Origin of the sequence: Corallococcus silvisoli (genome assembly GCF_009909145.1) — a bacterium.
GTDB classification, from domain to species: domain Bacteria; phylum Myxococcota; class Myxococcia; order Myxococcales; family Myxococcaceae; genus Corallococcus; species Corallococcus silvisoli.
This window is the reverse complement of the sequence record NZ_JAAAPJ010000007.1, coordinates 494327-518224: the sequence shown is the minus strand read 5'-3', so window position 1 is coordinate 518224 and position 23898 is coordinate 494327. Positions and strand designations below refer to the sequence as shown.

Below are 23898 nucleotides of genomic sequence, written 5' to 3'. Positions count from 1 at the left end.
AGAGCCATGCGGAACCTCTGGAAGGTCGGAGCGCTGAGCGCGGTGTTCGGTGCGGTGCTCGGCGTGGGCGGATGCCAGGACTTCGACGCGGCCTACGAAGACTGCAAGAGCGAGGGCCGCTGCGAACCGCGGCCGGACGGTGGGACCGACGATGGCGGCAGCGACGCCGGTGACGGGGGCGATGGCGGAGACATCGTGGATCCGGAGCCGACGTGCACCTTCGTCTCCGACGCGGACGAGCCCGACCCCGAAGGCCGGGACCTGAACTGCGATGGCGTGGATGGAGTCGCGGCCGCTGGCTACTTCGTGGATCCGGTTCGCGGTAGCGACACGAACGAAGGTACCCAGTTGCTCCCGCTGCTGACCCTAAACAGGGCGCTGGAGATGATCCGCACCACGGGCGCGAGCACGGGCCGCACGCACGTGTACCTGGGTGTCGGGACGTACAACGAGCCGGAGACCGTCGTGACGACGCCCGTGTCGCTCCACGGCGGCTACAAGTGGAACGGCCCCGGGGACCGCTACTGGAGCCGCTTCAAGAGCACCGCGCCCACGCTCGTGGACGGCGGCACGCTGGCGTTCACGGTGCGCGACGTGACGGACCCAGGCGTGCTGCTGGACTCGCTGCACATTGTCTCCAGTGATGGCCTGGACGGTGGAGCCTCCATCGCTGTTCGCGCCCTCGATTCCTCCAGGTTCGTGCTGCGCAACACCGTCCTGGAAGCGGGCAAGGGTGGCCAGGGGCAGGCAGGTTCCCTGGGCGCCAACGGGCAGGCCGGCCTCGATGGACCGGGTGGAAGCACAGGCGGTGAAAACACAGGCGGCGGTGGTGGACGTCCCCTGGTGGCCATCACCTGCGCGGACGGCACCTCCATCGGGGGAGCGGGAGGGACCGGCAACCCCGGAGGCGCGGGACTGCCTGGTGCTGAAGGCAGCCCGGGATTGACCCCAGGCGGTGCCGGCGGGTACCGGAAGGACGCCGGCTGTGAAGTCGCCACCTGCTCATGCGAAGGGTCTGCAGGAGACGCTGGCTTCACTGGGAGCCCTGGGGAGATGGGCAATCCAGGGGATGCCGGCGCTGGCTCCGGCATCGTGAAGACCGGACAGTGGGAGCCCAACCAACAAGGCACGAATGGAACGCCGGGCAAGCTGGGCGCGGGGGGTGGCGGAGGAGGCGCAGGGGGAAGCTGCAATGCCCCAACGTCCAAGATCGCCGGAGGGAGTGGCGGCGGTGGAGGCGGCACAGGCGGGTGCGGTGGGTCCGGCGGCAAGGCTGGCGCGGGAGGAGGCGCATCCATTGCGCTCCTGCTCAGCCATGCGGATGTCACGCTCGCGAACGGGACCCGGCTCAGCACTCGTGGTGGTGGAGAAGGCGGAGCGGGTGGGCCTGGTGGCCTGGGTGGAGATGGAGGAATCGGAGGCAACGGTGGCCCCTATACGGACAACGTCCAGGGGACTGATTCCCAATTGCCCACCCGGAAGGTGAACACCGTGGGCGGTCAGGGCGGCATGGGGGGTGTCGGGGGACCGGGCGGACGTGGCGGCTGGGGAGGAGGCGGCGGCGGTGGCCCCTCCGTTGGCGTCTGGTGTGAGGATGCGGGCGTCACGTGGAATCCCTCAACTGTCTCGATAGACCCGGGCCTTGGTGGTGCTGGGGGCCACAGTGATGGTGGGGTAGACGGGGCGCAGGGCCTCAAGTCACGCGACCTTGGCTGCACCTTCACCGAAGCAGTAACTCCCTGACCCAGCGGCATCCGCCCGCTGCCTGACAGCAGCGGGTAAGAAAACGAGACCTTGGGGCAAGCGCTTGTCCGCTTGCCCCGCGTGGGTCGGCCTGTGCTTCGCTTCCGGGGATTTCCCCTGTTACGCTCGCCCCTGGTGGAGATGTCTTCCGAGCTGATCTGCGAAACCTGCGGCCTCACCGTTCCGTCGGAGACGGCGGTGTGCCCTCGCGATGGCACCGTCGTGCTGTCGTCGTTCCACCCGACTCCACCGGAACCGAAGGTCATCGTGGAGCACCCCGGCACCGAAGCGACCGCCATCACCGACCCCCTCATCGGCCTGAAGCTGGGCGAGTACGAGCTGCGCTCGCGCATCGGCGTGGGTGGGATGGGGCTCGTGTACGACGGCATCCAGCCGCTCATCGGTAAGCGCGTCGCCGTGAAGGTGCTCCGTCCGGAGCTGGCGCATTCGTCCGAACAGGTGGCCCGGCTCCTCGCGGAGGCCCGCGCCGTCAACGCCATCCGCCACCGTGGCATCATCGACATCTTCGGCTTCGGCCAGCTCCCCGACGGTCGCCAGTACATCGTCATGGAGTACCTGGATGGGCAGCCGCTGGACGCCATCCTCGCGGAGAAGGGCCGGCTCCCCGTCCCGGAAGCCCTGTCCCTGCTCGATGAGGTGCTGGCCGCCCTGGGCGCGGCGCACGGCGCGGGCGTGGTGCACCGCGACCTGAAGCCCAGCAACATCTTCCTGGTGCGCCAGCCGGACGGCTCGCGCTACGTGAAGCTGCTGGACTTCGGGCTCGCCAAGCGCGGCGAAGGCCCCACCGGCCGCACCGCGCAGACGCGCACCGACATGGTCGTCGGCACCCCGGAGTACATGGCGCCCGAGCAGGCCCGCGGCCAGTCCGTGGGCCCCATGACGGACCTGTACGCCATGGGCGTCGTCACCTTCGAAATCGTCACCGGCCGGCTGCCATTCATCGGCAGCTCCCCCGTGGACCTGCTGATGAAGCACGTGGAGGCCCGCCCGCCCCGGCCGTCGGAGTTCGTCCCCGACCTGCCGCCCGCCGTCGACGCCTTCATCCTGCAGATGCTCACCAAGGACCCGGAGACGCGCCCCAACTCCGCGGATGCCCTGCGTCAGCACCTAGCGAAGCTGCGCCGCACCCTCCGGGCCACGCGCACCAACCCCACCGCGCCCGCGCCCACCGAGGAGCCGCCCGCGCCGCCGAAGCCGCCCATCGTCGTCAGCGACGCGGAGGCGCGCCGGCCCACCACGCAGGTGCCCGCGCCGGTTCCGCATGACCTGGTGGTGCCCCAGGAAGAAGACCGGCCGGTGCGGCGCCTGGCGCCCGTCGTCATTGGCGCCGCCGTGCTGCTCACGGCCGTGGGCGTCGTCATCGCCACGCGCGGCGGCGGTGAAGCGGTTCAGCCCGTGGCCGTCGCGGTGAAAACGGAGCCGCCGCCCGCACCGAAGGCAGTGGAGGTGGAGCCCGCTCCGCCCCCGCCCGAGCCCCTCGCCGCGCTGGAGCCGGAGGCGCCGCCGCCCGTGCCCGCCATCGAGGCCCCTCCGCCGGTGAAGGCCGGGCCGCCCATCATCAAGGCCGTGGGTCCGAGGACCCTTCGCGAAGGCTCCGCGCCCGTTCCGAACAAGCGCCCGGAGTCGACGAGCGAGTCGGCCGTGAAGCAGCAGATCCTCGACACCGTGAGGCAGATCGAGAACAGCCCGCTGTACACCGACAACAAGGTCCACAAGGGGCTGACCCAGCAGGCCGCGCTCAACTACCTGGACAAGCAGCTCAAGCGCCTGGAGAACGCGGACGACGCGCAGGCGCGCGCGGAGATCTCCCTGGACCTCCGCGACTGGAAGCAGCGCTATCTCAAGTAGCCGCGCCCCGGAGCGCTACTTCACCGACAGGCACGCCACCGGCTGCGCGATGGCGTTGCGCGCGCGCTCCTCGCTCACCAGCGAGTAGCCCGCCAGGTCCTGCAGCAGCATGTCCCGGTTCTGCCGGATGAGGCTCGCGTTCTTGCAGGCCTTGATGTCGCCGTAATAGCCATACGGCGGCAGCGCGAGCTGGAGCTCCGCCAGCTCCGACAGCTGCAGGTCGCCCAGCTCGCGGCCGAAGAGCTTGCGCGCCGCGTCCTCCACGCCGATGACGCCCCGCTCGAAGCGCAGGATGGACAGCTCGTAGGCGATGAGCTGGTCCTTCTGGAAGAAGGCGTGGAGCCGGTGGGCCGCCACGGACAGCTGCAGGTCCCCCTCGATGCCCATCTCCCGCGCGATGCGCATGGCCAGGCGCCGCTCGCACGCGCCGTCCCCCGGGGGCACCTTGCCCAGCGTCACGCCAGAGAACAGGCGCCACGCCCACGCGCGCCCGTCCTCGCGCGGTGTCTGGAAGTAGGTGGGGCAATCCATCTGCCGGATGTAGAGCGCCACCAGGTCCTTGGGCATCCGCGAGAAGTCCGGCCGCGTGAAGGGCACCGACGCGCGGTCCTTCCCACCGTCCATGCGACCGGCCAGCACACTCATCCGGTCGCCTTCGATGCGGTGGCGCAGCTGACTCTCGACGTCGAACTCGCTCTCCAGGCGCGGCAGCTTGCTGGCCGTGTAGAGATACGTGATGGGAATCACCACGCCGGCCAACCCCACGAGGAACATGAACAGCCAGAAAACGGTCTTCACGCGGCCGACTCTAGCAGGGCGGGCGCGTGTCTGGAGGCCGGGTTAGAGAGTCCTCATGAGCGACTGGCATACCGCCACGGTCACCGCCCGCACCCCCTCGGCGGATGGCCTCACCGACTGGGTGCTCGACATCGCCGGGACCGCCCTCGTGGGCGCCCACGCCCACCCCGGCCAGTACGTGCACCTGCGCCTCCCTGGCCAGGCAGCGGGCATGTTCGCCATCGCCTCGCCGCCCGCTCCCTCCGGCACGCGGTGGGAGTTCCTCCTCAAGGACGAGGGCCCCCTGCCGGCCGCGCTGCTGCACCTGCCCGTGGGCGCGCGCGTGGAGGTGTCGCGGCCGGAGGGCCCCGGCTTCCCCATGGAGAAGGCGCGCGGCCATGACCTGCTGCTGTTCGCCAGCGGCTCCGGCATCTCCGCCATCCGCCCCGTCATCGCCAGCGTGCGGCAGGAGCGGCACGCGTACGGCCGGGTGACGCTGTACTTCGGCGCGCGCACGCCCCGGAGCTTCGCGTACGCGCACGAGCTGGAGCAGTGGCAGGCCGGCGGCGTGCGCGTGGTGTGCACCGTGAGCCAGCCCGGCGCCAGCGGCTGGCAGGGCCTCACCGGCTACGTGCAGGCCCACCTGGGCGAGGAGCCGCTGGAGCACGCCGTCGCCTTCGTGTGCGGCCCCTCGGACATGGTGCAGGACGTGATGGCCCAGCTGCGCCAGCGCGGCGTCCCGCAGAGCGCCGTGTTCCTCAACTACTGAGCCGCCGCGGCGGCGTAGGTCCGCACCTGGGGCGTCGTGTAGCGCACCGGGGCCAGCACCGCCGCGGGGTCGCTCTCCTGATTGCCGGTGGCCTTCTGCGGCGTCCACGCGGCCACGCCCACCATGCGTCCATCCGGGGAGAAGCGCACGCGCCGCACGGACCAGCCGAACTCCAGCTCGCCCTTGGGCCCCGGCTCGCCGTCGGTGAACAGGTACACGCGCTTGTCCCAGCCCCCCGACGCCAGCGACCGCCCGTCCGGCGAGATGGCCGCGGAGGACACCACGCCGTGGTGCGCCTCCCACTTGCGCAGCACCTGACCAGAGGCCGCGTCCACCAGCGCGCCCGCGTTCCACGGGCCCCGGGGCTCCTCCACGCCCTTGCGCTCGCGCTCGTACACCTGGCGGTTGCGCTCCGCCTTCTCCGCGCTGAAGGCCACGCCCAGCCGCCGCCCCGCCGCGTCCACGGTGACGTCGTTGACGTGCGCGGGGAAGGTGAAGTCCGAACGCGGCGCGAGCGCGCGCGCCATCATCCCCGTCGTGCCTTCCGGCGCGCCGCCCTTGAGCGTGAGCACCGCCTCCGCCGTCGTCTCGTCGAAGACCACGTCCACGCGCTCGCTGAAGGGCGCGCCCAGCACGCCCTGGTTCCCCTGGGGCACGCACGCGTCGCACACCGCCACGTCCACGCCCGGCAACGTCAGCGCCTTGAAGCGCAGCGTGCGGCCGCGCGCCAGCCGCGCCACGGTGTTGCCCAGCGCGCCCGGCACGGTGACGGTGTCCTTCAGGAACGCCACGTCGATGCCCACCGCCGTCGCCGCCGCCGTGGTGAGCACCACCACCGGCGAGCGCGAGTCCAGCGCCAGCACCACCGGCGGACCGCCGTCCACACGGCCCTGCAGCGCCGCGAATCCGCCGCGCCGCTCGAAGTGCGTGCGCGCCGCGTCCGGCCGCAGCGACTGCACCGGCAGGTCCGACGCGCGCACGTGGCCGTCCCAGCCACCCGAATACAGCGTCCCGTCCTCCGCGAACGCCAGCGCGCTCACCGGTCCCGAGTGCAGCCTCGCCTCCGCGCTGAACGCCAGGTCCGGCACCGACAGCACCGACACCAGCCCCTGCGCGCTGCCCACCGCCATCCACCGGCCATCCGGATGGAAGGCCACCGACACCAGGGGCTCCTCCGTGGCGAGCTCCGCCAGCGCCGCGCCCGTCACCGCGTCGAAGAGCTGCACCGCGCCGCTGCGGCTCACCGTGGCCACGCGCGAGCCCTCCCGCGAGAGGGCCACGCCTTCCAGATCGAACTGCTGCGCGTTGACGGCGGGATCCGCGCGGAGCACGGGGGCGTTCGCGTCCCCAGGCTTCGCGGTGGCGGGCGCCAGGTCCCAGACAGAGACGTGGTACGCCTTGTCACCCAGGCGCGTGTACGCCACGCGGTCGCCACCAGGCGCGAAGTCCAGCGCCCAGATGAAGTCCTTGCGGTTGAGGACGGTGGGCGTCCCGTCGAAGCCCTCCACGGGCCCCTCGAGGTAGCTCCCCGCGATGGACTCCAGCTGCGACAGCGTCCACGGCGACAGGGACGAGGGCGCGTGCGCGCAGCCCGCGAGCCCCAGCACCCCCGCGAGGACGAAGGCCCCGGCGCGCGGGCTCATGAACCCGAGCCGCGGGCGGCGGCCTTTTCCTTCTCGACGTTGATCTCGTTGACGCCCTTGCTGTCCACGGACAGCAGGAACAGCTGCTTGTCCGCTTCGCGCTTGTCGTTGAAGGACGTGCGGCCGGTGGCGCCGTCGAAGTCCTTCAGCCCCGCCATGGCCTCGCGCATCGCCGCGCGCGTGTTGGGCCGCTGCTTGTCAATCACCTGCCGCACCATGCGCGCCGAGTCGAAGCCGATGGCCTCCAGCAGGCCGGGGTCGCGCCCCGTCTCGCGGTACGCCTCGCGGTAGGACTTCACGAACTTCTGCGTGGCCGGCCGCTGCGAGTCCACGAAGAAGCCGTCCACGTACACCGAGCAGGTGACGAACTTGCCGCCGCGCTCCAGCAGCTCCGGCAGGCCCGAGCGGCCCTTGGGGCTGGACCACTGGTTGGTGCCGAAGAGCGTCACGGTCTTCAGGTCCTTCTTGCCCGTCGTCTTGCGGATCCGCTCCAGGTCGCGCGGGTCGCACGCGTTGGTGACGATGTCCTCCACCGCGAGCGCGGGCGTCACCAGGCTCACCCGGCGCCAGTCGTCCGGGATGAACAGGCCCTCGAAGTCAATGATGGGCTCCACGCCGCTGCGGGCCTTCTCCATCGCCTTGCGGCGGCGGTACGCGTCGGTGATCTTCTCGTCCTGCACGTCGCGCACGGCCTCCGCGTAGTCGCCGCGGTCCTCCAGGTAGTAGCGGCCCACCAGGCGCTTGGCCTCGCCGGTGAACGTGGTCTGGTCGTAGGAGTACGACTCCGCGCCGCGCACCGCGCCGCCGCGCGACACGACGTCGTCCCAGAACTCGTTCGCCAGCTCCACGCCGTAGGGGATGTTCGGGTAGAGCACCGCGAAGCGCTTGTAGCCCTTCACGTTCATCGCGTAGTCCGCGATGGCGCGCGCCTGCGCGGAGTTCGTCAGCATGTTGCGGAAGACGTACGGACCGATGTCCGTGATGCCCTCCTGACGGCTCAGCGTCAGCAGCGGCACCTGAAGCTCCTCCGCCAGCAGCGCCGCGCGCTTGGTGTCGTCCACCAGGAGCGGCCCCATCGCCGCGATGGCGCCGTCGTCGAACGCGAGCTGCTCCATCGCCTGGCCCGTCTTGTTGACGTCGCCCTGCGTGTCCTTCACCACCAGCTCGATGTCGCTGCCCTGCAGGCCCAGCTTCACGCCGCGCAGCACCGCCTCGCCGATGGGCTGGTAGCGGCCCGTCATGGGCAGCAGCACCGCCACGGTGCGCGGGCGCACCTCCACGCGGCGGGTGGCGCGCGCGAGCAGCTCCTTCGCCTGCGGCGCGAAGGTGCTGTCCGGCGCCTCGCGCAGGAAGCGCTGCAGCGTCTCCTCCAGGCGGGTCCAGTCGCGCAGGTGGTAGTAGATGCGCGCCAGCTTGAACTGGAGCACCGGCCACGCGGGGTTGGCCGAGGACAGGCCCTCCTGCACGCGCGCGATGTCGAGGAAGCTGGCGCGGCCCTCCACCAGCTTCTCCACCTTCTGCACGGCGGCCGTCTTCTCCTCCGGCGTCCGGGCGTCCCCCGCCTCGGCCACCGCGGACGACAGCGCCTGCGAGTACAGGCCCGCGCCCTCCGCCGCGCGCGAGGCCTCCCTCAGCAGCTGCTCCTTCTGCTCCCCTTCCGCGCGCTCCGCCAGGCTGGTGAGGGTCTGGTACGCGTCGCGGTAGGCGCCCACCTCCATGGCGGAGAGGGCCAGCTTGTGCTTGGCGTCCTCGGCCTGGTCGTAGAGGGGGTTCTCGAAGAGCAGCTCGTTGAAGGTCTTGCGCGCGTTGGCGTAGTCCTTCGCCTCGTAGAAGAGGACGCCCGCGTTGTAGAGCGCGTCCTGGCCGGCGGTGGTGGCCGGGTAGGCCTTGCGCACGGACAGGTACGCCTCCGCGGCCTGCTTCTTGTCCGGGTTCGCCTGCGCCTGCGTGCGGGCCTGGGCGAGCGCGGCGTTCGCGGTCGCGTCCTGCTTCGCCTCCACGCGGGGGCGGCCCTGGGAGGTGTCACCCCCGGAGGTGTCCCTTCCATCCGTCTGGGAGGGCGCCCTGGGGCAGGCGGTCAACGTCAGGGCCAGCGCGGCGACGAGCGCGCGGCGCGATGCGGAGAGGACTTCCATGGCGAGGTGCATAGCAGCGCGGGTGCGGCTCCGTCGACACTTGAGCGGGGGGAAGATTCCCCTGGAACGTCCGCTTCAATGCACCGCGCGTGCCCGCGTGCGTCACCGAGGGGAAGCCCTCGCGCCGTGGCCCCGGGACCGCGCCCACGCGCGGCCCGGGACGCACGCCCGGCCAGCTAGCCGAAGAGTTCCTTCACCTTGTCGAAGAAGGACTTCGACTGGGGGTGGGTCTCCTCGCCGGAGACCTCCGCGAAGCGCTCCAGCAGCTCGCGCTGCTTCGACGACAGCTCCGTGGGCGTTTCGATGATGACGCGCACGTGCTGATCCCCGCGCTGCTGGCTGTGCAGATGCGGGATGCCCTTGCCGCGCAGGCGGAACACCTTGCCGGACTGGGTGCCCTGCGGGATGGTCATCTTCACCTTGCCGTCCAGCGTGGGCACGTCGATCTTCGCGCCCAGCGCCGCCTGCGTGAAGGACACCGGCACCTCGCAGAAGACCTCGTACTCCTCGCGCTGGAACAGCGGGTGCTCGCGCACGATGACCGTCACGTACAGGTCGCCCGCGGGCCCGCCCCGGTCCCCGGGCTCGCCCATGCCGGACAGCCGCACGCGCGTGCCGTTGTCCACGCCGCCCGGGATGGCGACCTCGATGACCTCTTCCGACGGAATCTTCCCGGAGCCCCGGCACTTGCCGCAGGGATCCGGGATGGTGGCGCCCGTGCCGCCGCAGTCGCCGCACGGCCGGGACACCGCGAAGAAGCCCTGCGAGTAGCGCAGCTCCCCGCTGCCGCCGCACGCCGCGCACTGCCGGGGCGCCGCGCCGCTCTTGCTGCCAGAGCCGGAGCAGGTGTCGCACTTCTTCGGACGCGGGATGGTCACCTTCGGGCGGCAGCCGAACGCCGCCTCCTCGAAGGAGATCTCCAGGTTGTAGCGCAGGTCCGCGCCGCGGCTGGTCTGCCGCCGCCCCCGGCCGCCGCCGCCCCCGAAGATGTCTCCGAAGATCTCCCCGAAGATGTCGTTGATGTTGACGCCCTGGAAGCCACCGCCCGCGTCCCCGAAGGGGTTGCCCGCGTGCCCGAAGCGGTCGTACTTCGTGCGCCGGTCCGGATCGCTCAGGACCTCATAGGCCTCCGAGGCTTCCTTGAACTTCTCCTCGGCCTCGTGGTTCCCGGGGTTGCGGTCCGGGTGGTACTGCAACGCGACCTTGCGGAACGCGCTCTTCAGGTCCTGCGCCGAGACAGTCTTCTGGACGCCCAGGACCTCGTAGTAGTCGCGCTTCTGCCCTGCGGCCCCTGCCATCGAATCGAACCCCTGGAATTTGCTGGCGTTTTCAAGCTGCGTTGAGAATCCGAGTCACTATAACGCAGCGAAACTCGCCAGCAATCCAGGCCCGGGTTCCCCCGGGTGAAGCCCGTGGGGGTGCTACACGGTCCAGACGCGGTTGACCGTCAGCTCCATGCGGGCGAGCCGGCGCTTGAGGGCCGGGTCCACGGGGCCGTTGACGCTCCACTTGGGGACCACGAAGTGCAGCTCCGCGTTGTAGAGCTTCGCGGCGCTCGCGAGCAGGCTCCAGCGGTTCTCCGCCGTCGGATCATCCACCATGCCCGGGGTGACGATCTCCAGGATGATGGGCGTGCGGGCGGAGTCGGACTGACGGCAGGTGAAGTCCGGGCGGTGGTCCTCGATGGTGCCGGAGAGCACGGGCGGCGGCATGAAACCAGGCAGCCGGGCCTTGATGTCCGAGTAACCGATGGTCCGGAAGTACTCGGCCATCAGCCAGAGCAGACGGCGGCGCTCTTCGTCCTCCACGACCGACTCACAGCCGGGATTGAACAGGACTTCTTTCTCGGAGTTGGTTTCCATGGCGCATCTCAAGCTGTCCGCATGTGTGGGATGCGGCAACGCAGGCAGGCACGAGCGCTCCCTGGCTGGCCGTGGGGCAGCCGGACATGCACGGCCGCGCCCCACGCCCCTTTCGCTTGGACGTCACCGTTGGCTCGGTGACAGAGTGCGCCCCCTCCCGTGGCCCCCCGTCCCTCCGCCCACGTCTACCGCCGGCTCCTCGCCTACCTGAGCCCGTACCGCCGGCTGCTCGCCGCGGGCACGCTGGCGTCGGTCGCCGCCGCGGCCGCCACCGCCGCGTACGCCTGGATTGTCGGACCGCTGCTGCGCGCCGTCCTCACGGGCGCCCCCGTCACGGTCGCGGGGATGACCCTGGCGCCAGAGCTGCTGCTGTCCCGGTTGCCCCTCCTGGTCGTCGCGGTGGCCATCGTGAAGGCCACCGCCCAGTTCCTCCAAGGCGGCCTGATGCAGCGCCTGGGCCAGCGGGTGATGGCGGACCTGAGGGGCTTTCTCTACGGCCGCCTGCTCGTCCAACCCCCGGCCTTCTTCGAGCAGCGCCACTCGGGGGAGCTGGTGGCCCGCTTCACCTCGGACGTACCGCTGGTGGAGTTCTCCGTCACCCAGGCGCTGTCATCGTACGTCCGGGATGGGTTGCAGATCTGCTCACTGCTGGCGACCTGCTTCCTCATCGACGCGAAACTCTTCCTCTTCACGTTCGTCGTCGTCCCCGTGACGGTGGTGCCCGTCAGCCGCTTCGCCCGCTCGCTCAAGAAGGTGGCGACCCGCTCGCAGGCGAACCTGGGCGCGCTCAGCGCCATCACCGCCGAGCAGCTCCAGAACCTCCCCGTGGTGCAGGCGTACGGCACGGTGCCGCGCGCGCTGGAGACGTTCGACGCGGAGGCGGAGGCGTACCTCCAGGAGATGCGCCGCTCGCTCTTCATCCGCGGCGCCTTCAGCCCCACGGTGGAGCTGTTGGGCATCGTGGGCGTGGCGGTGGCGGTGGCGTGGGGCGCGCGCGCCGTGTCCATGGACCCCTCGCTCGCCGGGCGGCTGCTGTCCTTCATGGCGGCGGCGCTGCTGCTCTACCAGCCGGTGAAGTCGCTGAGCGGCACGCTGTCCCAGGTGCTCACCGGCCTCGCGGCGGCGGAGCGCCTCTTCGCGCTCGCGGACGCGCCGGTGCCTCCGGACGTGGGCGCGGACGCCCCGCCGCTGTCGCGCGCCCTGGAGCTGTCCGGAGTGAGGGCCACCTACGCGGACGGCCGCGAGGCCCTGAAGGGCGTGGACCTGACCATCCCCGCGGGCGCGCGCGTGGCGCTGGTGGGGCCCTCCGGCGCGGGCAAGACGACGCTGTTCTCCGTGCTGCTGGGCTTCCTGTCGCCCAGCGGCGGCGAGGTGCGGTGGGACGGCCAGCCCCTGTCGTCGCTCAAGGCGTCCAGCGTGCGCGGCCAGGTGGCGTGGGTGCCCCAGGAGCCGGTGCTCTTCTCCGGCACCGTGCGCCACAACCTGCGCCTGGGCCAGCCGGACGCTCCGGACGACGCGCTGTGGGAAGCGCTGCGGCTGGCGCACGCGGAGGACTTCGTGCGGGCGCTGCCCGGCGGCCTGGATGAGCCCGTGGGCGAGCGCGGCAGCCGGCTCTCCGGCGGTCAGCGGCAGCGGCTGGCCCTGGCGCGCGCCTTCCTGTGCCGGCCGTCGCTGCTGCTCCTGGATGAGCCCACCAGCGCCCTGGACGCCACCAGCGAGGCGGCGGTGGGCGCGGGGCTCGCGGCCCTGATGAAGGGCCGCACGGTGCTGGTCATCGCGCACCGGCTCAGCACCGTGCGCGACGCGGACCTCATCGCCGTGGTGGAGGGCGGCCGGGTGGTGGAGTCCGGCACCCACGACCAGCTGCTCGCGCTGCGCGGCCGCTACGCCCGGCTCCTGGGCGAGGGCGCCGTCGCCGCCTGAAGCGCCGGCACCCGCGACCGGCTGCTCGCGCCGCGCGGCCGCTACGCCCGGCTCCTGGGCGAGGGCGCCGTCGCCGCCTGAAGCCGGCACCGCGGGGCCATGCCTCCGTCCGCGAGGATGCGAGAGCCTTGGAGCCCGTGCCCACCTGCCCCGGACCTGCTTGCGCGACCGGGCACGCCCTGCGAGCCTTCGGCCCAGGCCCATGCCTCCGACGCCGCCGCCCCGCGAACGAGAGCCGCTGTCCCTGAACGCGCTCCTGCTGGCGCCCGCCCTGCTCCTGGCCGCGGGCGCGTGCGTGGCGGTGGCCGCCCGGCACTTCGCGCTGGCCGCCGCCGCCACCGGCACCCTCGTCCTGGTCCCGCTCGTCTTCCGGCTGTGGACACGCCCCTGGTACCGCGGGCTCGTGCTGCGCGGCCTGGGCCTGTTCATCGCCGGCATGCACCTGCCCATGCTCACCGGCGGCGTGCTCGCCTACGGGCGCATCGGCTGTCAGGGCGCGGACTGTCACCAGCTGCTGCTCTGGGGCATCGTCCTCGCCCCCGTGGCCGGCGCCATCTGCACTGTCGTCTACTGGCTCGTGGGTCGTCCCCCCGTCTGAATTACCAGGAATAGCCAGAGACCCTATTCTTACTGGAAATGCTTGTTCCAGTCAGACCCCACGTCGCGCCCAGCTTGTTCGTGGCGCTGGCCGTTCCCGCCACGGCGTGCGTGCTGGCCGGCACGCTGCCGGTGCTCCTGGGCAGTCCCGCCAGCCTGTTGAGCGTGGTGGTCTCCGCGGGGCCGTTCGCGGTGCTGGTGGGATTGGCGCTGCTGGTGGAGGTGCCCCTGCTGACGGTGGCGGCGGGGACCACCCTGGTGGGCCGGACGGTGCCGCTGGCGGTGATGGTGGGCATGGCGACGGTGCCGTGGACGCTGGGCCTGCTGGGCACGGAGGTGCTGCTGGAGCGGATGCAGGCGGCGCTGCCGCTGGTGGCCGCGACCGACGCGGGCGTCGCGCTGACGGCGGGCATGGGCAAGGCGATGGCGCCCCGGCTGCTGGGAGCGTGGACGAGCGCGGTGCTGCTGGGGTCGCTGTCGGTGGCGCTGGGGATGGCGCACTTCAGCGCGGAGCGCCTGGGCCACGACGCGCGGCGCGGGCTGCTGCTGGGCAGCCTCGTCTCCGCGGCGCTCGCGGGCATGGCGGTGGTGGGCACGCTGGAGGCGCACCAGTTGTTCACGCTGCTGTCGCGGCTGTCGCGGGCCCCGGGCACGCTGCGGCCGGACCTGATGGCGGAGGGCATGGCGCAGGCGGCGCGGCTGCGCACGGTGCGCTGGAGCTGCCTGGGCTGCCTGCTGGTGCTGGGCTTCACGTGGCTGATGACGTACCGCGCGCGCGAAGCCCGGCGCACGCACGCGCTGGAGTGGGTGGGCGGTCTGGTGCTCACCGTCGCGGTGGCCGTCCTGCTGGTGCTGGACGCGCACCCGCTGCACACCACGCTGGGCCCGGAGCGCATCACCACCGGGCGCAGGACCTCCGCCCCGGTGCCCACCGACGCGGACGTGACGCACCTGATGCGCGCGGACTCGCCCGCGCGCCTCAGCCTCCCCGCATGAGGACGACCAGCATCAGGATGGCCACCACGATGGCCACGCAGAAGACGCCCACCATCACCAGCCCCTCCGAGCGGCGCACCACCGGCGGCGGTACCTCGTTGGGCAGCGGCTGACCGTAGCGCAGCAGCACCGGCTCCGGCTCCGGCGCGGCCTCCGGCTCCGCGGCGGCCACGGGCTCCGGCGGCGTCACCGGCGTGAAGGTCACCGTCCGGGTGGTGACGGTGTCGCGCGTGGAGGACTCCCGCGACAGGAAGTCCGGCGCCGTGACGCTGGACATCTCCAGGCCCTCGCGCGCCAGCGCCAGCACCCGCTGCATGTGCAGGATGTAGCGGTCCTGCCCCTCGTAGGTGGCCAGCGCCTGCGCTGCGCGCACCAGCCGCTGGGGCACCAGCTCTGGATCCGCGTGAACCTCCGTGGCCACCGGCGGACGGCGCGACTCCCCCGCCTCCACGCGGCCCGTGCGCACGCCCTGGCCGCTGGCCCAGATGCAGTGCTCGTCCAGGAGCGTGAGCTCCTGCCGGCGCACGCGGCCGTCCTCGTCCACCAGCGACATCAGCTCCGCGCCCTGGGGCGACAGGTGCCAGACGGTGCGCAGGCCGTTCTCCCCCAGGGGCCCCTCCACCGCGCGCGCCCGGTAGAGTTCCTGCATCGCGGACTTCAAGGGGTCGGACGAGGGTTCCACGGCCATGAATGGCGCAGAGTAGGGGCGCCCCGTCCGAAACGGAAGCCAAGCCCGTCCCGGGGGCCGTCCGCTCCCCGGCCCGGCCCCCGCCCGCTGTCGTCCGTCCGGCGCACGCGCACCCGCGCGTGAATGGCCCGTGCGCGGACGCCCGCCTTGTGCCTACCGTCGCCCCCACGATGAGCCGTTCCAAGAACCGAGCCCCCGACTTCGTCCGCCAGTTCGAGGGAGCCCAGACGCTCGACGGACTGCTGGAGCTGGCTGGCAGTCCCTGCGACACCCCCGAGGTCCTCGAGCGCATGCGCGAGGCGCGCGCGGAGGGCGCCGACGCCGGCGAGGTGATTCCCACGCTCTTCGAGGAGGAGCCCCGCTTCCAGGACCCGGAGCTGGCGCGCCGCCTGTACCAGAACCTGCTGGGCCTCTGGGACCTGGTGCTGGAGGGCAAGGCGGTGCGGCTGGAGGACGACGGCCCGCGCCCGCCGCGCCCGAAGAAGGAGCGGCTGCAGCCGCCCGCGCCCTTCCACCCCGGCGAGCCGTCCGGCGAATTCGTGGAGGCCGCCTGGCGTTACCTGGAGGACGACGACAAGGCGCGCACGCGGCTGATGCATGCGTACGAGAACCGGCAGGACAGCCTGCTGGGTGCGCTTGACGCCGCTGGCCTCACGGACGAAGGTTATGGGGTCGCCCGCCACCTGCTCTTCGAGCTGCACGCCATGCTGGAGCTGGGCTGGCCACCGGGGCTCACGGCCGCGGAGGCGAAGGCCCTGGACAGGGAACCGGACGCGCCGCCCGCGCCCGAAGCCCTCCAGGAATACGTGACGGAAGCGCTGTTCGAGGCGGAGCAGGATGAGGAGCACCCCCTCGCCCCCGAGGAGCTGGCGCAGGTGCGCACCCTCGTCCGGCGGGGACTGGCGGCGCTGTGGCGCGCCCGCAAGGGGAGATGAAGATGGCCCGAGACGACAACGACGGTGGCGGCTTCACCGGCAAGCGCAACAAGTCCTACCGCGAGCTGGACGCCCAGCGCGGCAAGAGCAAGTACCACTCGCGCCAGGATGACCCGGCGCAGCAGAAGCTGGAGCGCAGCGCCAGCTACCAGAAATACAAGACGGCCGCGGACGCCCTCTTCACCGGCGGCGAGCTGCCCGAAGGCCTGGCGAAGACGTTCGACCCCGAAGGCAAGCGCAAGGCCCAGAAGGCCGCCCTGCAGAAGGTGCAGGACTCGGAGACGCGCGCGGACTGGGTGAAGGGCGTGGTGGACTACCTGGAGAAGTACCCGGACATGCCCGAGGACGCGTACTTCCTGGACAGCCTGCTGGACCACCCGCGCGAGCGCATCGTGGACAAGGCGCTGGCGAAGCTGGAGGCGCTCCAGGAGGCCGGCACGCTCCAGAAGAAGCTGCCCAAGAGCCTGGACCAGCGCCTGAAGTCCATCGAGCTCACCGGCCTGGACCCCGACATGCAGGGCCGCGCGAAGACGCTGCGCGAGAAGCTGCGCGCCTGACCTCAGCGCGCGCGCTGCTGGTGGAGCAGCACCACGGACGTCTGCCCCGGTGACCCGGGCTGGTGCGTGAGCCGCAGCTCCGCGCCGGGCCGCGAATACAGGCCGGGCTCGTCGCCGCGCTTCCACCCGGCCTTCGCCAGCGCGTCGTCGTAGAAGGCCTGCACCTGGGAGCCCGCGAGGGGCACCTGGAACGTGAGCGTGCGCGACCCCTCGGCGTTGACGCGCAGCACGCCGGTGGCCTGCGGCGGCAGCGGCGCGAAGTCCCCGTCGGCCTGGGGCGGGCGCGCCAGCGCGTGGTTGGCCTCCCCCAGGTACAGCTGGGTGGTGCCATCCACCTGCGGCATCAGGACCACCGTGTAGGTGATGCGGCGGCGTGGATCCAACGCGGTGAGCATGACCGCGTTGTTGGCGTACTGCGCCTGCTCCTTGCCGGGCGGCACGTAGAGGCCGCCGTCGCGGAACGCGTCCGCGAAGCGCTGGACCAGGACGCGCACGGGCTCCTTCACGTGCACCGCGCGCAGCGCCACGGGGATGCCGCCCGCCTCGACGAGGTTGCTCGACTCCACCTGCTCCAGCACCTGGAGCCGGGGCCACGCGAAGCGCGGCGCGTCCGGCACGCCCGCGTCCTGGGCGCCAGCGGACAGGGCCAGCAGCAGCGCCAGCACGCCTGCGGCCCACCTCAATGCGGCACGCCTCCCAGCCACTTGTTGCGCCGCGGGATGTCGTACTTGGGGGAGATGTTCTCCGCCTTGAAGGGCGTGGTCTCCCAGACGGACTGGTTGCCCGCGTGCGACGCGCCGATGTTCTCCTCGTAGTTGTCTTCCTTGCCGCGGAAGCTCATGAAGAACTGGTCCTCGTTCACGCCGCCCAGCGCGCCCACCCCCGCCATCAGCGCGCTGCCCGCGCCCCCGGCCGCGCCGTTCTCGCGGTACACGCGCTGCGCCCACTCGTAGTAGTCCGGGTTCGCGCACGTCGCGGCGCCGTTGATGTTGAGCCCGCAGGCGCGCCCCTCCGCCACGCCAGCCAGCCCCCAGTCGTCCAGCAGCATGAAGAAGCGCCGCGTGCAGCGCCCGCCTGACGCGCGACCGGCGGCGCACACGCGGAACTGGTCGCTGGCCAGCCGGTGCGACACCTTGAAGAACTCCGGCTCCATGAAGTTGCCCAGGCGCTCCGCGCGCAGCGTGGTGGAGGCCGTGCAGGAGATGCCGTCGGACTGGATGTCCATGGCCTTGCGCAGCGCCTCCGAGCCTGGATCCGCGTCCTGCGGGCGCGTGCCCAGGATGGCCACGTCGCTGCCCGGAGGCCGCGTCGGTTCGCAGTCCACCTCCACGCGCGTGGCGCGCGCCAGGGCCAGCTGGAAGGTCATCGCGCCGCTGGTGCGGCCGGCCCGGCCGTCGAAGTCCTGGTAGCGCGCGGCGGCCTCCGAGGACGCCAGCGCCTCCGCGTTGGAGCGCTGGAAGACGCCGGTCTCCGGGTCGTGCATCACGTGCCCGGTGGCCTCCCACAGCGCGAAGTTGGCGGCCTCCTGCACCTTGAGGGTCAGCGCGGCCACTTCCGCGAAGTAGATGCCGAACATCAGGACGGTGACGAACACCAGCGACCCCAGTGCCGTCTCGACGAGCGCCTGTCCCCGGCGCGAAGCGGAAGTGCGCGAGGCCATGGGTCAGTACCTCCCGCCCGTGTGGCTGCCGCCGCGGTAGCCCGCGCCGTCCAGCTTGCGCAGCGCGTCCGCGTGCTCCGTGAAGCCCGCCTGGTCCAGGCTGCTCGCGGGCTTGTCGTCGCGGGCGCCCTCGGCGCTCACCAGCGTGGCGCGCCAGAAGGGGTTGAGGAAGTTGGGGGGCTCCTCCCAGCCGCCGCCCACCGCCGCGGGGCGGGGCCGGTGGTAGTAGGCGAGCCCCGCGGCCAGGGCCACCTGGTTGCGCTGCACGTCCTCGCGGCCCGTGGGCTGGATGCGGCCCAGGGGCGCGGAGTTGTCGAACTCCACGTCCTGGTTGGCGAACTTGAAGGTGAACAGCAGGTTCCAGGGATCCGGCCGCGCGCGGCGCGAGGGGCTGGCGTAGTCGCGCAGGAGCACCGCGTACAGCTTGGGCTGGCCGTAGTCATTCTCGTCGGCGTTGCCCTGCAGGAGCCCCGCGTTGAAGCCAATCGAGTAGGGCCAGATGCCGGGGCACACGTTGCAGGCGCCCAGCGTGTGGCGCTCATCCACGGTGGTGTTGTCCTCCGCGCCCTGGCCCGGCGGCGGCTTGCCCGCGCCGTACACGTGCTGGTCCTGCGTGGACTGCAGCTCGTCGGACATCACCCAGGCGTCGGACGCGGCGCCCGGATAGGTGTTGCCGTCCGGGCAGATGACGGGCGTGGCCCGGCCGTGGTCGTGCGCCCACGAGTTGCGGCCGGAGATGGTCTGGTAGGTGGAGGAGTCCATCGAGGACGCGCTGGCGTAGCGCCGGAAGCCGGGGTTGTTCGCCGCGGCGCCCGAACCGAAGCCCGCGCTGCCGCTCCCCCGGTTGTGCACCCACGTCCACCCCAGGCTGCCCATGGTGGCGTTCAGCGTGACGGTGCCATGGCCTCCGGCGAGCGCCACCGCGCCGGAGCTGGACGGCACCCCGCCGGTGCGCTCCTGCTCCATGTACTGCTCGTAGCTGGTGCCCGCGGACGAACCGCCGGACACCTCCGACAGCGACTTGCCTGAGCCTTCCGGAGGCGCGTCGAGCTCCGGGTTGATCTGCCGGGCGATGAGCTTCGTGAGCCCCTGCCCCGCCAGGTGGGTCCCCACCAGCCGGTTGTACATGACCAGCTCCGCCCGGAACATGTCGCCCGCGCGGCCCTGCAGCTGCTGCACCTGCGTGGCCGCGGCCTGGTCCAGGCCGGACCAGGCCGTGGAGGGCAGGGGGCACGGGGACGCCTGCCGGGCGGCGTACTGCTGGCTGCCGTAGCTGATCATCGACTGGGTGCCCGCCATCGCCACCATGTGGGCGATCTGCGCGCGGTTCATCACCGCGATGGCGTTGAACGTGCGCGCCGTGGACACCGCCTGGCTGTACGCCGCCGCGTCCGCCGCCATCTGGATTTCGACGCGCTCCTTGGCGCGCATGCCGAAGCCCAGCGTCATCAACACCATCAACGTCAGGAGCAGGAGCGACAGCGAGAACAGCACCAGCGCCTGTCCACGTCCGCCATGCCTCAGAAGCCGTGCAGGCTGCATCCGGCACCTCCCTGGAAGTTCTCCGCCCGCACCGGGGTCATCATCCGCATGGTCGCGTGCACCTGGATGGGGAACAGGTAGTGCCCCTGCGCGCTCCAGCGCACCATCCGGTCGCCCAGGTCCCCGCCGGGCCAGTCATCCGGCCCCAGCTCCACGTCGGTGTCCGCCCACCAGTCCGACTCCTTCTGCGCCGGGCTGAGCGGGTTGTCCGCCGTGTAGTTCTTCAGGTGGAACTGGGCCAGGAACATCCGGCTCATCACCCAGTCCGCGAACGGGACGCGCATGTAGTACCAGGCCACCATGCGGATCTCGAGCGTGTGCCGCCGCAGCTCCGCGGCGTTGTCCGTGGGCACGTCGAACATCAGGTCCTCTTCGCCCAGCCCCCGCACCCACGCCACGTCCGGCGACTCCCGGACGATCTCCACCATGGGCCCTTCCGTGAACAGCGTGCCCCGCGAGCCGCGCACGCGCAGGTAGTTGCGCCGGCGCGGCTCGAACGCGTTCGCCAGCTGCGCGGGCGTCCGGGTGTGCTCCACCGTGGGCAGCATCGTCACCATCGCCGCGTGCGTCATCGCCTCGCAGCTGCCGTGGTTCAGGCTGCCCGCGCGCACCGCGCGGTACACCGCCACCTGCGCCAGGATGCGGCCCTGCAGCAGCATGAAGAGCTGCAGCGTGCCCAGCACCATGAACACCACCAACGGCATGCACAGCGCCGCCTCGACAGCGGCCTGACCGGACTCGAGCTGCCGACGTGGGGGGCGGGGGAAGGCCATGGGGGGCAGGGTGCCTTCCTCCTAGATTCTCGGTGATTGGGGAATCGGTCAAATGGCCGAAGCCCCGTCAGGACCGATTCCATTGTGACTCAATGGTTTGGCTTCAGCGGTTGAGGGTGAAGCCGCAGGCCGCGTCCAAAACCACCGTGGCCCCCGCGAGCGCCTGGAGCAGCCGTGCCGAGTGATGGCGCTCCGCGTCAACCTGGGCCTCCACCGCCTCCGGAGGCAGCCCCTGGTGGGCGAGGGAGAGGCGCAGGCGGGCGGCGGCGGCATCGCGTTCGGCCTCCAGGGCGGCCTGGGCCTTCTTCGCGCGCCGCTGGAGCTCCGCCTGGGCGGCGGCCTGGGCCACGGGGAGCGCGGCGTCCACGAAGGCGCCGAAGCCGGGGAAGGCCTGGTGGACCTCGTCGCCCTTGAGGGCCTTGCCGTCCGCCTCCAGCGCGGAGAGGACGGAGTCGTCCGCCACGGGGCCCTGGGGGCCGTCCACCACGGCGACGGGCAGCAGGGTGCGCTCCAGGAAGCGCGCCAGCTGGCGGCTGGGCACGCGCGCGCCGGGCGAGGTGTCCTCGGGCTCCGGCAGCTGGATGTGGAAGAGCAGCTCCAGGCCGCGCGCGGGCTTCTTCAGGCCGCGCTTCTCGATGAGGCGGAAGCCGCTGCGGCCGTAGGGGCCGTCCTTGAGGAAGCCGAACAGCGCCTCCACCAGCGGGTGGCCGGTGGCGAAGTACTCCAGCTCCTCCGCCTCCACGGCGGTGTCGCGCCAGAAGGTGCCCAGCACCGTGCGGTCCTGCATCACGTCGATGCCGGGCAGGCCCTCCACGTTGAGCGCGTGGCCGAACTGGAAGGCCACCTGGAAGGCCTCCACCTGCTCGTCGGTGTCCACGCCAATGCCCACGCGGCGCGCCAGCTCCGTGACGGTCTCCTCCAGGCGCTCGTCCAGGTCGCGGGCCACGCTCCACAGCCCGTCCTCCAGCGGCGGGGCCTCCTCGTCCGAGTCCTCGTCGGGGGGCTCCTCGCCCATGCGCTCCTGCGCGCGCGCCACCAGCCGCGCGACCGCGGGCTTGTCGAAGCTGCGCACGTCCAGGAGCGGATCATACGCGCGCTTCACCTGTTCGCGCGCCGCCTCCACGCGGGCCTTCAGCTGGGCCGCGTATTCGACGCGCGCCTCGCGGGGCAGCAGGGCCAGCTCCGCGATGCGGTCCTCCACCTCCTCCAGCACCGCGTCCAGGCCGCCCACCGTCTCACCGAAGACGCCGACGGCGTCCGCCAGCAGCATCAGCACGTCCGCCGCGAGCGTGCCCGCGGGGTCGAACACGTGGATCTCCACCGGGTGCGTCTGACCGATGCGGTCCAGGCGGCCGATGCGCTGCTCCACCGTGGAGGGACTCCAGGGCAGGTCGTAGTGGACCAGGTGGTGCGCGAACTGGAAGTTGCGGCCCTCGCCGCCCACCTCCGTGCACAGCAGCACCCGGGGGCCCTCGGGGTCCCGGAAGCGCGCCACCTGCCGGTCGCGCTCCACGAGCGGCAGGTCGCCGTGGTAGCCCAGCGCCTCCACGCCCTCGCGCGACAGCTCCGACTGGAGCGACTCCAGCGTGTCGCGGCTCTCCGTGAACACGAGCACCTTCGCGCGCGGCTCCGCCTTCCAGATGCCGCGCAGCACGTCCACGAACACGAGCAGCTTCGCGTCGCGGCCGGTCAGCTTGAGGTCCGCGCCCTTCAGCGCCGGGTTCGCCTTCACCGCGCCCGCGAACGCCGCGGGGCTGGACTCCAGGCGCCGGAGCACGTTGGCCAGCGGCGCGCCGCGCAGCGTGCCCTGCGCCAGCGTGGCGAGCGCCGCGTCGCGCGCCTTCAGCTCCTCCGGCGTGAGCTGGACCGGGTGCCGGTGGAGCCGGCGCGTGGAGAAGCCGCCCACCACCGCGCGCCGGTTGCGCACCAGCCGGTCCGACAGGCTGTACGTCTCCGCCAGGTGCGCGAGCAGCGCCTCCTTCTCCTTCAGCGTCTGGAGGCGCGCGTCCTCCGGGAAGCGGCTGGCGAGCGCGGCCACGGCCGCCTTCGCGTCCTTGCCCTCCCTCAGCGCGCGCACCGCGGCGGACAGCTCCTCCTGGCGCTGCAGCCGCGCCTCGAAGCCCTTCACCGTGGGCGCGGTGGCCGCGTCGATGAGGGTGAGCAGGCCGTGGTACTCCGCCGGGTCCAGCTGCATGGGCGTGGCGGTGAGCAGCAGCAGGCCCCAGGAGTTCGCGGCCAGCCCCTTCGCGGCGGCGAAGGCCTTCTCGCCCTTGAGGTGGTGCGCCTCGTCGATGATGACCAGGTCCCAGAAGGCGTCCTCGGCCGCCACCTCCTCGCGGTGCTCGCGCGTGCGGCTGAGCAGCTCCAGGCTCGTCACCACCAGCGGGAAGCGCGCCCACGGAGACACGTCCGGCGCCTCCTTGAGCGACTGCTCGTAGCGGTCCGAGTCCATCAGCGTGAAGAGCTGGTTGAACTTGTGGAACAGCTCCACCAGCCACTGCACGGTGAGGTGGCTGGGCGCCACGACCAGGCACCTTCGCGCCAGCCCCACCAGCCGCAGCGCGCTGAACACCATGCCCGCTTCAATCGTCTTGCCCAAGCCCACTTCATCCGCCAGCACGAAGCGCGGCCGGCGCGCGGACAGCACCCGCTGCACCACGCCCACCTGATGCGGCTTCACCATCACCCGGCTGGCCAGGAGCGCCCCCAGCGCGTCGCCCCGCCGCTCGTCATCCAGCACCAGCGCCTGCTTGCGCAGCATGAACGCCTTCGCGTCCCCCACCCGCCCGTCGCGCAGCGTGGACAGCAGGTCGGAGCGCGGCGCCAGCGCGCGCACCTCGGACTCCGGCAGCTCGTCCTCCTCGCCCGAGTCCTCGTACCGCACCACGTACCGCCGCAGCCCGCGCGCGCCCGGCTCCTCGCCCAGGATGGTCGCCTTGCGCCCCTTCGGCGTCTGGATGGGCTCGCCCTTGGGCAGCTGACAGGGCACCAGCGCGCCGCCCCGGGTGGACACCAGCACCGGCGCGTCCTCGCGGGACGGGAAGGCGATGAGCGCCTTCGCCCCCTGCTCCTGGAGCGACACCAGATGTCCCACACCCCATTCGGGCTGCGGGAGGTAGCGGACCTTCAGACCTTCGACGAGAGACGCCATATGCGAGTGCAACACCCAGGTGCGAAGAGGGGCGCGCTCCATAACGTCCCGGCGCCCGGAAGGCCATTTCACGGGCAGCCGGAACGCCTGCCCCCTCCTCCCCCACCCTCCCGCCAACCCCTTGATTCCAGGCCCCGACCCCCAGAACCCAGGGGGACTTCCGTCCACCCACGGACGGCCCCACCTCCTCCGCGGGCCGCCGGACTTCCCACCCTCCTGGGTAGGAACCATCATTTCGTGACTTTCAGGTAAAAACCGGGTAATTGGATACCCTGCCC

At 71.9% G+C, this 23898-nt stretch carries 19 protein-coding genes; 8 read left to right on the top strand and 11 right to left on the bottom strand.

From position 1 onward, the window contains the following. The first annotated feature begins 6 nt into the window (after positions 1–6). Together GTY96_RS38275 and GTY96_RS16440 are read left to right on the top strand one after the other, a co-directional pair. Positions 7–1743 (top strand): hypothetical protein, encoded by a 1737-nt coding sequence (locus GTY96_RS38275; RefSeq protein ID WP_161665206.1) that lies wholly within the window; start codon positions 7–9, stop codon positions 1741–1743. A 141-nt stretch (positions 1744–1884) separates the two neighbouring features. Then, a complete protein-coding gene (locus GTY96_RS16440) occupies positions 1885–3612 on the top strand; it encodes a serine/threonine-protein kinase (protein WP_143904141.1) in 1728 nt (575 codons plus the stop codon). A 15-nt stretch (positions 3613–3627) separates the two neighbouring features. Here GTY96_RS16440 and GTY96_RS16435 read toward each other — a convergent pair whose 3' ends face one another. After that, positions 3628–4410 carry a transglycosylase domain-containing protein gene (locus GTY96_RS16435; protein ID WP_143904139.1) on the bottom strand — a complete coding sequence of 261 codons (783 nt, stop codon included), beginning with the start codon at positions 4408–4410 and terminating at the stop codon, positions 3628–3630. A 55-nt stretch (positions 4411–4465) separates the two neighbouring features. Between GTY96_RS16435 and GTY96_RS16430 the strand changes: the two genes are divergently transcribed. After that, entirely contained in the window at positions 4466–5158 is a 693-nt protein-coding gene (locus GTY96_RS16430; RefSeq protein ID WP_161665205.1) for a ferredoxin reductase domain-containing protein, read from the top strand. On the opposite strand, the gene GTY96_RS16425 is transcribed toward GTY96_RS16430, so the two are convergent. From GTY96_RS16425 to GTY96_RS16410, 4 genes are all read right to left on the bottom strand, one after another. Further along, positions 5152–6801, bottom strand: a complete 1650-nt coding sequence (locus GTY96_RS16425; protein WP_161665204.1) for a WD40 repeat domain-containing protein — start codon at positions 6799–6801, stop codon at positions 5152–5154. The genes GTY96_RS16430 and GTY96_RS16425 overlap by 7 nt on opposite strands. Next, positions 6798–8936: a penicillin-binding protein activator gene (locus GTY96_RS16420; protein WP_235685639.1), complete on the bottom strand. Its 2139-nt coding sequence runs from the start codon at positions 8934–8936 to the stop codon at positions 6798–6800. The genes GTY96_RS16425 and GTY96_RS16420 overlap by 4 nt, the downstream gene beginning before the upstream one ends. 176 nt (positions 8937–9112) lie before the next feature. After that, a complete protein-coding gene (gene dnaJ, locus GTY96_RS16415) occupies positions 9113–10234 on the bottom strand; it encodes a molecular chaperone DnaJ (protein WP_143904131.1) in 1122 nt (373 codons plus the stop codon). A 123-nt stretch (positions 10235–10357) separates the two neighbouring features. Then, the gene (locus GTY96_RS16410; protein WP_143904129.1) at positions 10358–10798 is read right to left on the bottom strand and encodes a hypothetical protein; all 441 of its coding nucleotides are present in this window, start codon (positions 10796–10798) and stop codon (positions 10358–10360) included. Between the two features lie 159 nt (positions 10799–10957). Here GTY96_RS16410 and GTY96_RS16405 point away from each other — a divergent pair, with 159 nt between their 5' ends. From GTY96_RS16405 to GTY96_RS16395, 3 genes are all read left to right on the top strand, one after another. Next, a complete protein-coding gene (locus GTY96_RS16405; RefSeq protein WP_161665203.1) occupies positions 10958–12721 on the top strand; it encodes an ABC transporter ATP-binding protein in 1764 nt (587 codons plus the stop codon). 202 nt (positions 12722–12923) lie between these two features. Continuing rightward, positions 12924–13319 (top strand): hypothetical protein, encoded by a 396-nt coding sequence (locus tag GTY96_RS16400; protein WP_143904125.1) that lies wholly within the window; start codon positions 12924–12926, stop codon positions 13317–13319. Between the two features lie 80 nt (positions 13320–13399). Further along, positions 13400–14314: a hypothetical protein gene (locus GTY96_RS16395; RefSeq protein WP_143904123.1), complete on the top strand. Its 915-nt coding sequence runs from the start codon at positions 13400–13402 to the stop codon at positions 14312–14314. Here GTY96_RS16395 and GTY96_RS16390 read toward each other — a convergent pair. After that, on the bottom strand, positions 14298–14963 hold the full coding sequence (locus GTY96_RS16390) for a hypothetical protein (protein ID WP_235685638.1): 666 nt from the start codon (positions 14961–14963) through the stop codon (positions 14298–14300). The genes GTY96_RS16395 and GTY96_RS16390 overlap by 17 nt on opposite strands. A 209-nt stretch (positions 14964–15172) precedes the next feature. On the opposite strand from GTY96_RS16390, the gene GTY96_RS16385 reads away from it, so the two are divergent. Further along, the gene (locus GTY96_RS16385) at positions 15173–15937 is read left to right on the top strand and encodes a hypothetical protein (protein ID WP_143904119.1); all 765 of its coding nucleotides are present in this window, start codon (positions 15173–15175) and stop codon (positions 15935–15937) included. A gap of 2 nt (positions 15938–15939) precedes the next feature. After that, entirely contained in the window at positions 15940–16494 is a 555-nt protein-coding gene (locus tag GTY96_RS16380; protein WP_186001986.1) for a hypothetical protein, read from the top strand. A gap of 2 nt (positions 16495–16496) precedes the next feature. Here GTY96_RS16380 and GTY96_RS16375 read toward each other — a convergent pair whose 3' ends face one another. The 5 genes from GTY96_RS16375 to GTY96_RS16355 form a co-directional block, all read right to left on the bottom strand. Beyond that, entirely contained in the window at positions 16497–17177 is a 681-nt protein-coding gene (locus GTY96_RS16375; RefSeq protein WP_235685637.1) for a hypothetical protein, read from the bottom strand. After that, positions 17174–18154: a hypothetical protein gene (locus tag GTY96_RS16370; RefSeq protein ID WP_143904115.1), complete on the bottom strand. Its 981-nt coding sequence runs from the start codon at positions 18152–18154 to the stop codon at positions 17174–17176. The genes GTY96_RS16375 and GTY96_RS16370 overlap by 4 nt, the downstream gene beginning before the upstream one ends. A 3-nt stretch (positions 18155–18157) precedes the next feature. Beyond that, on the bottom strand, positions 18158–19696 hold the full coding sequence (locus GTY96_RS16365; protein WP_143904113.1) for a pilus assembly protein TadG-related protein: 1539 nt from the start codon (positions 19694–19696) through the stop codon (positions 18158–18160). Continuing rightward, on the bottom strand, positions 19675–20469 hold the full coding sequence (locus tag GTY96_RS16360) for a TadE/TadG family type IV pilus assembly protein (protein WP_143904111.1): 795 nt from the start codon (positions 20467–20469) through the stop codon (positions 19675–19677). The genes GTY96_RS16365 and GTY96_RS16360 overlap by 22 nt, the downstream gene beginning before the upstream one ends. A gap of 103 nt (positions 20470–20572) precedes the next feature. Further along, the gene (locus GTY96_RS16355; RefSeq protein ID WP_161665202.1) at positions 20573–23620 is read right to left on the bottom strand and encodes a helicase-related protein; all 3048 of its coding nucleotides are present in this window, start codon (positions 23618–23620) and stop codon (positions 20573–20575) included. Between the last annotated feature and the right edge of the window lie 278 nt (positions 23621–23898).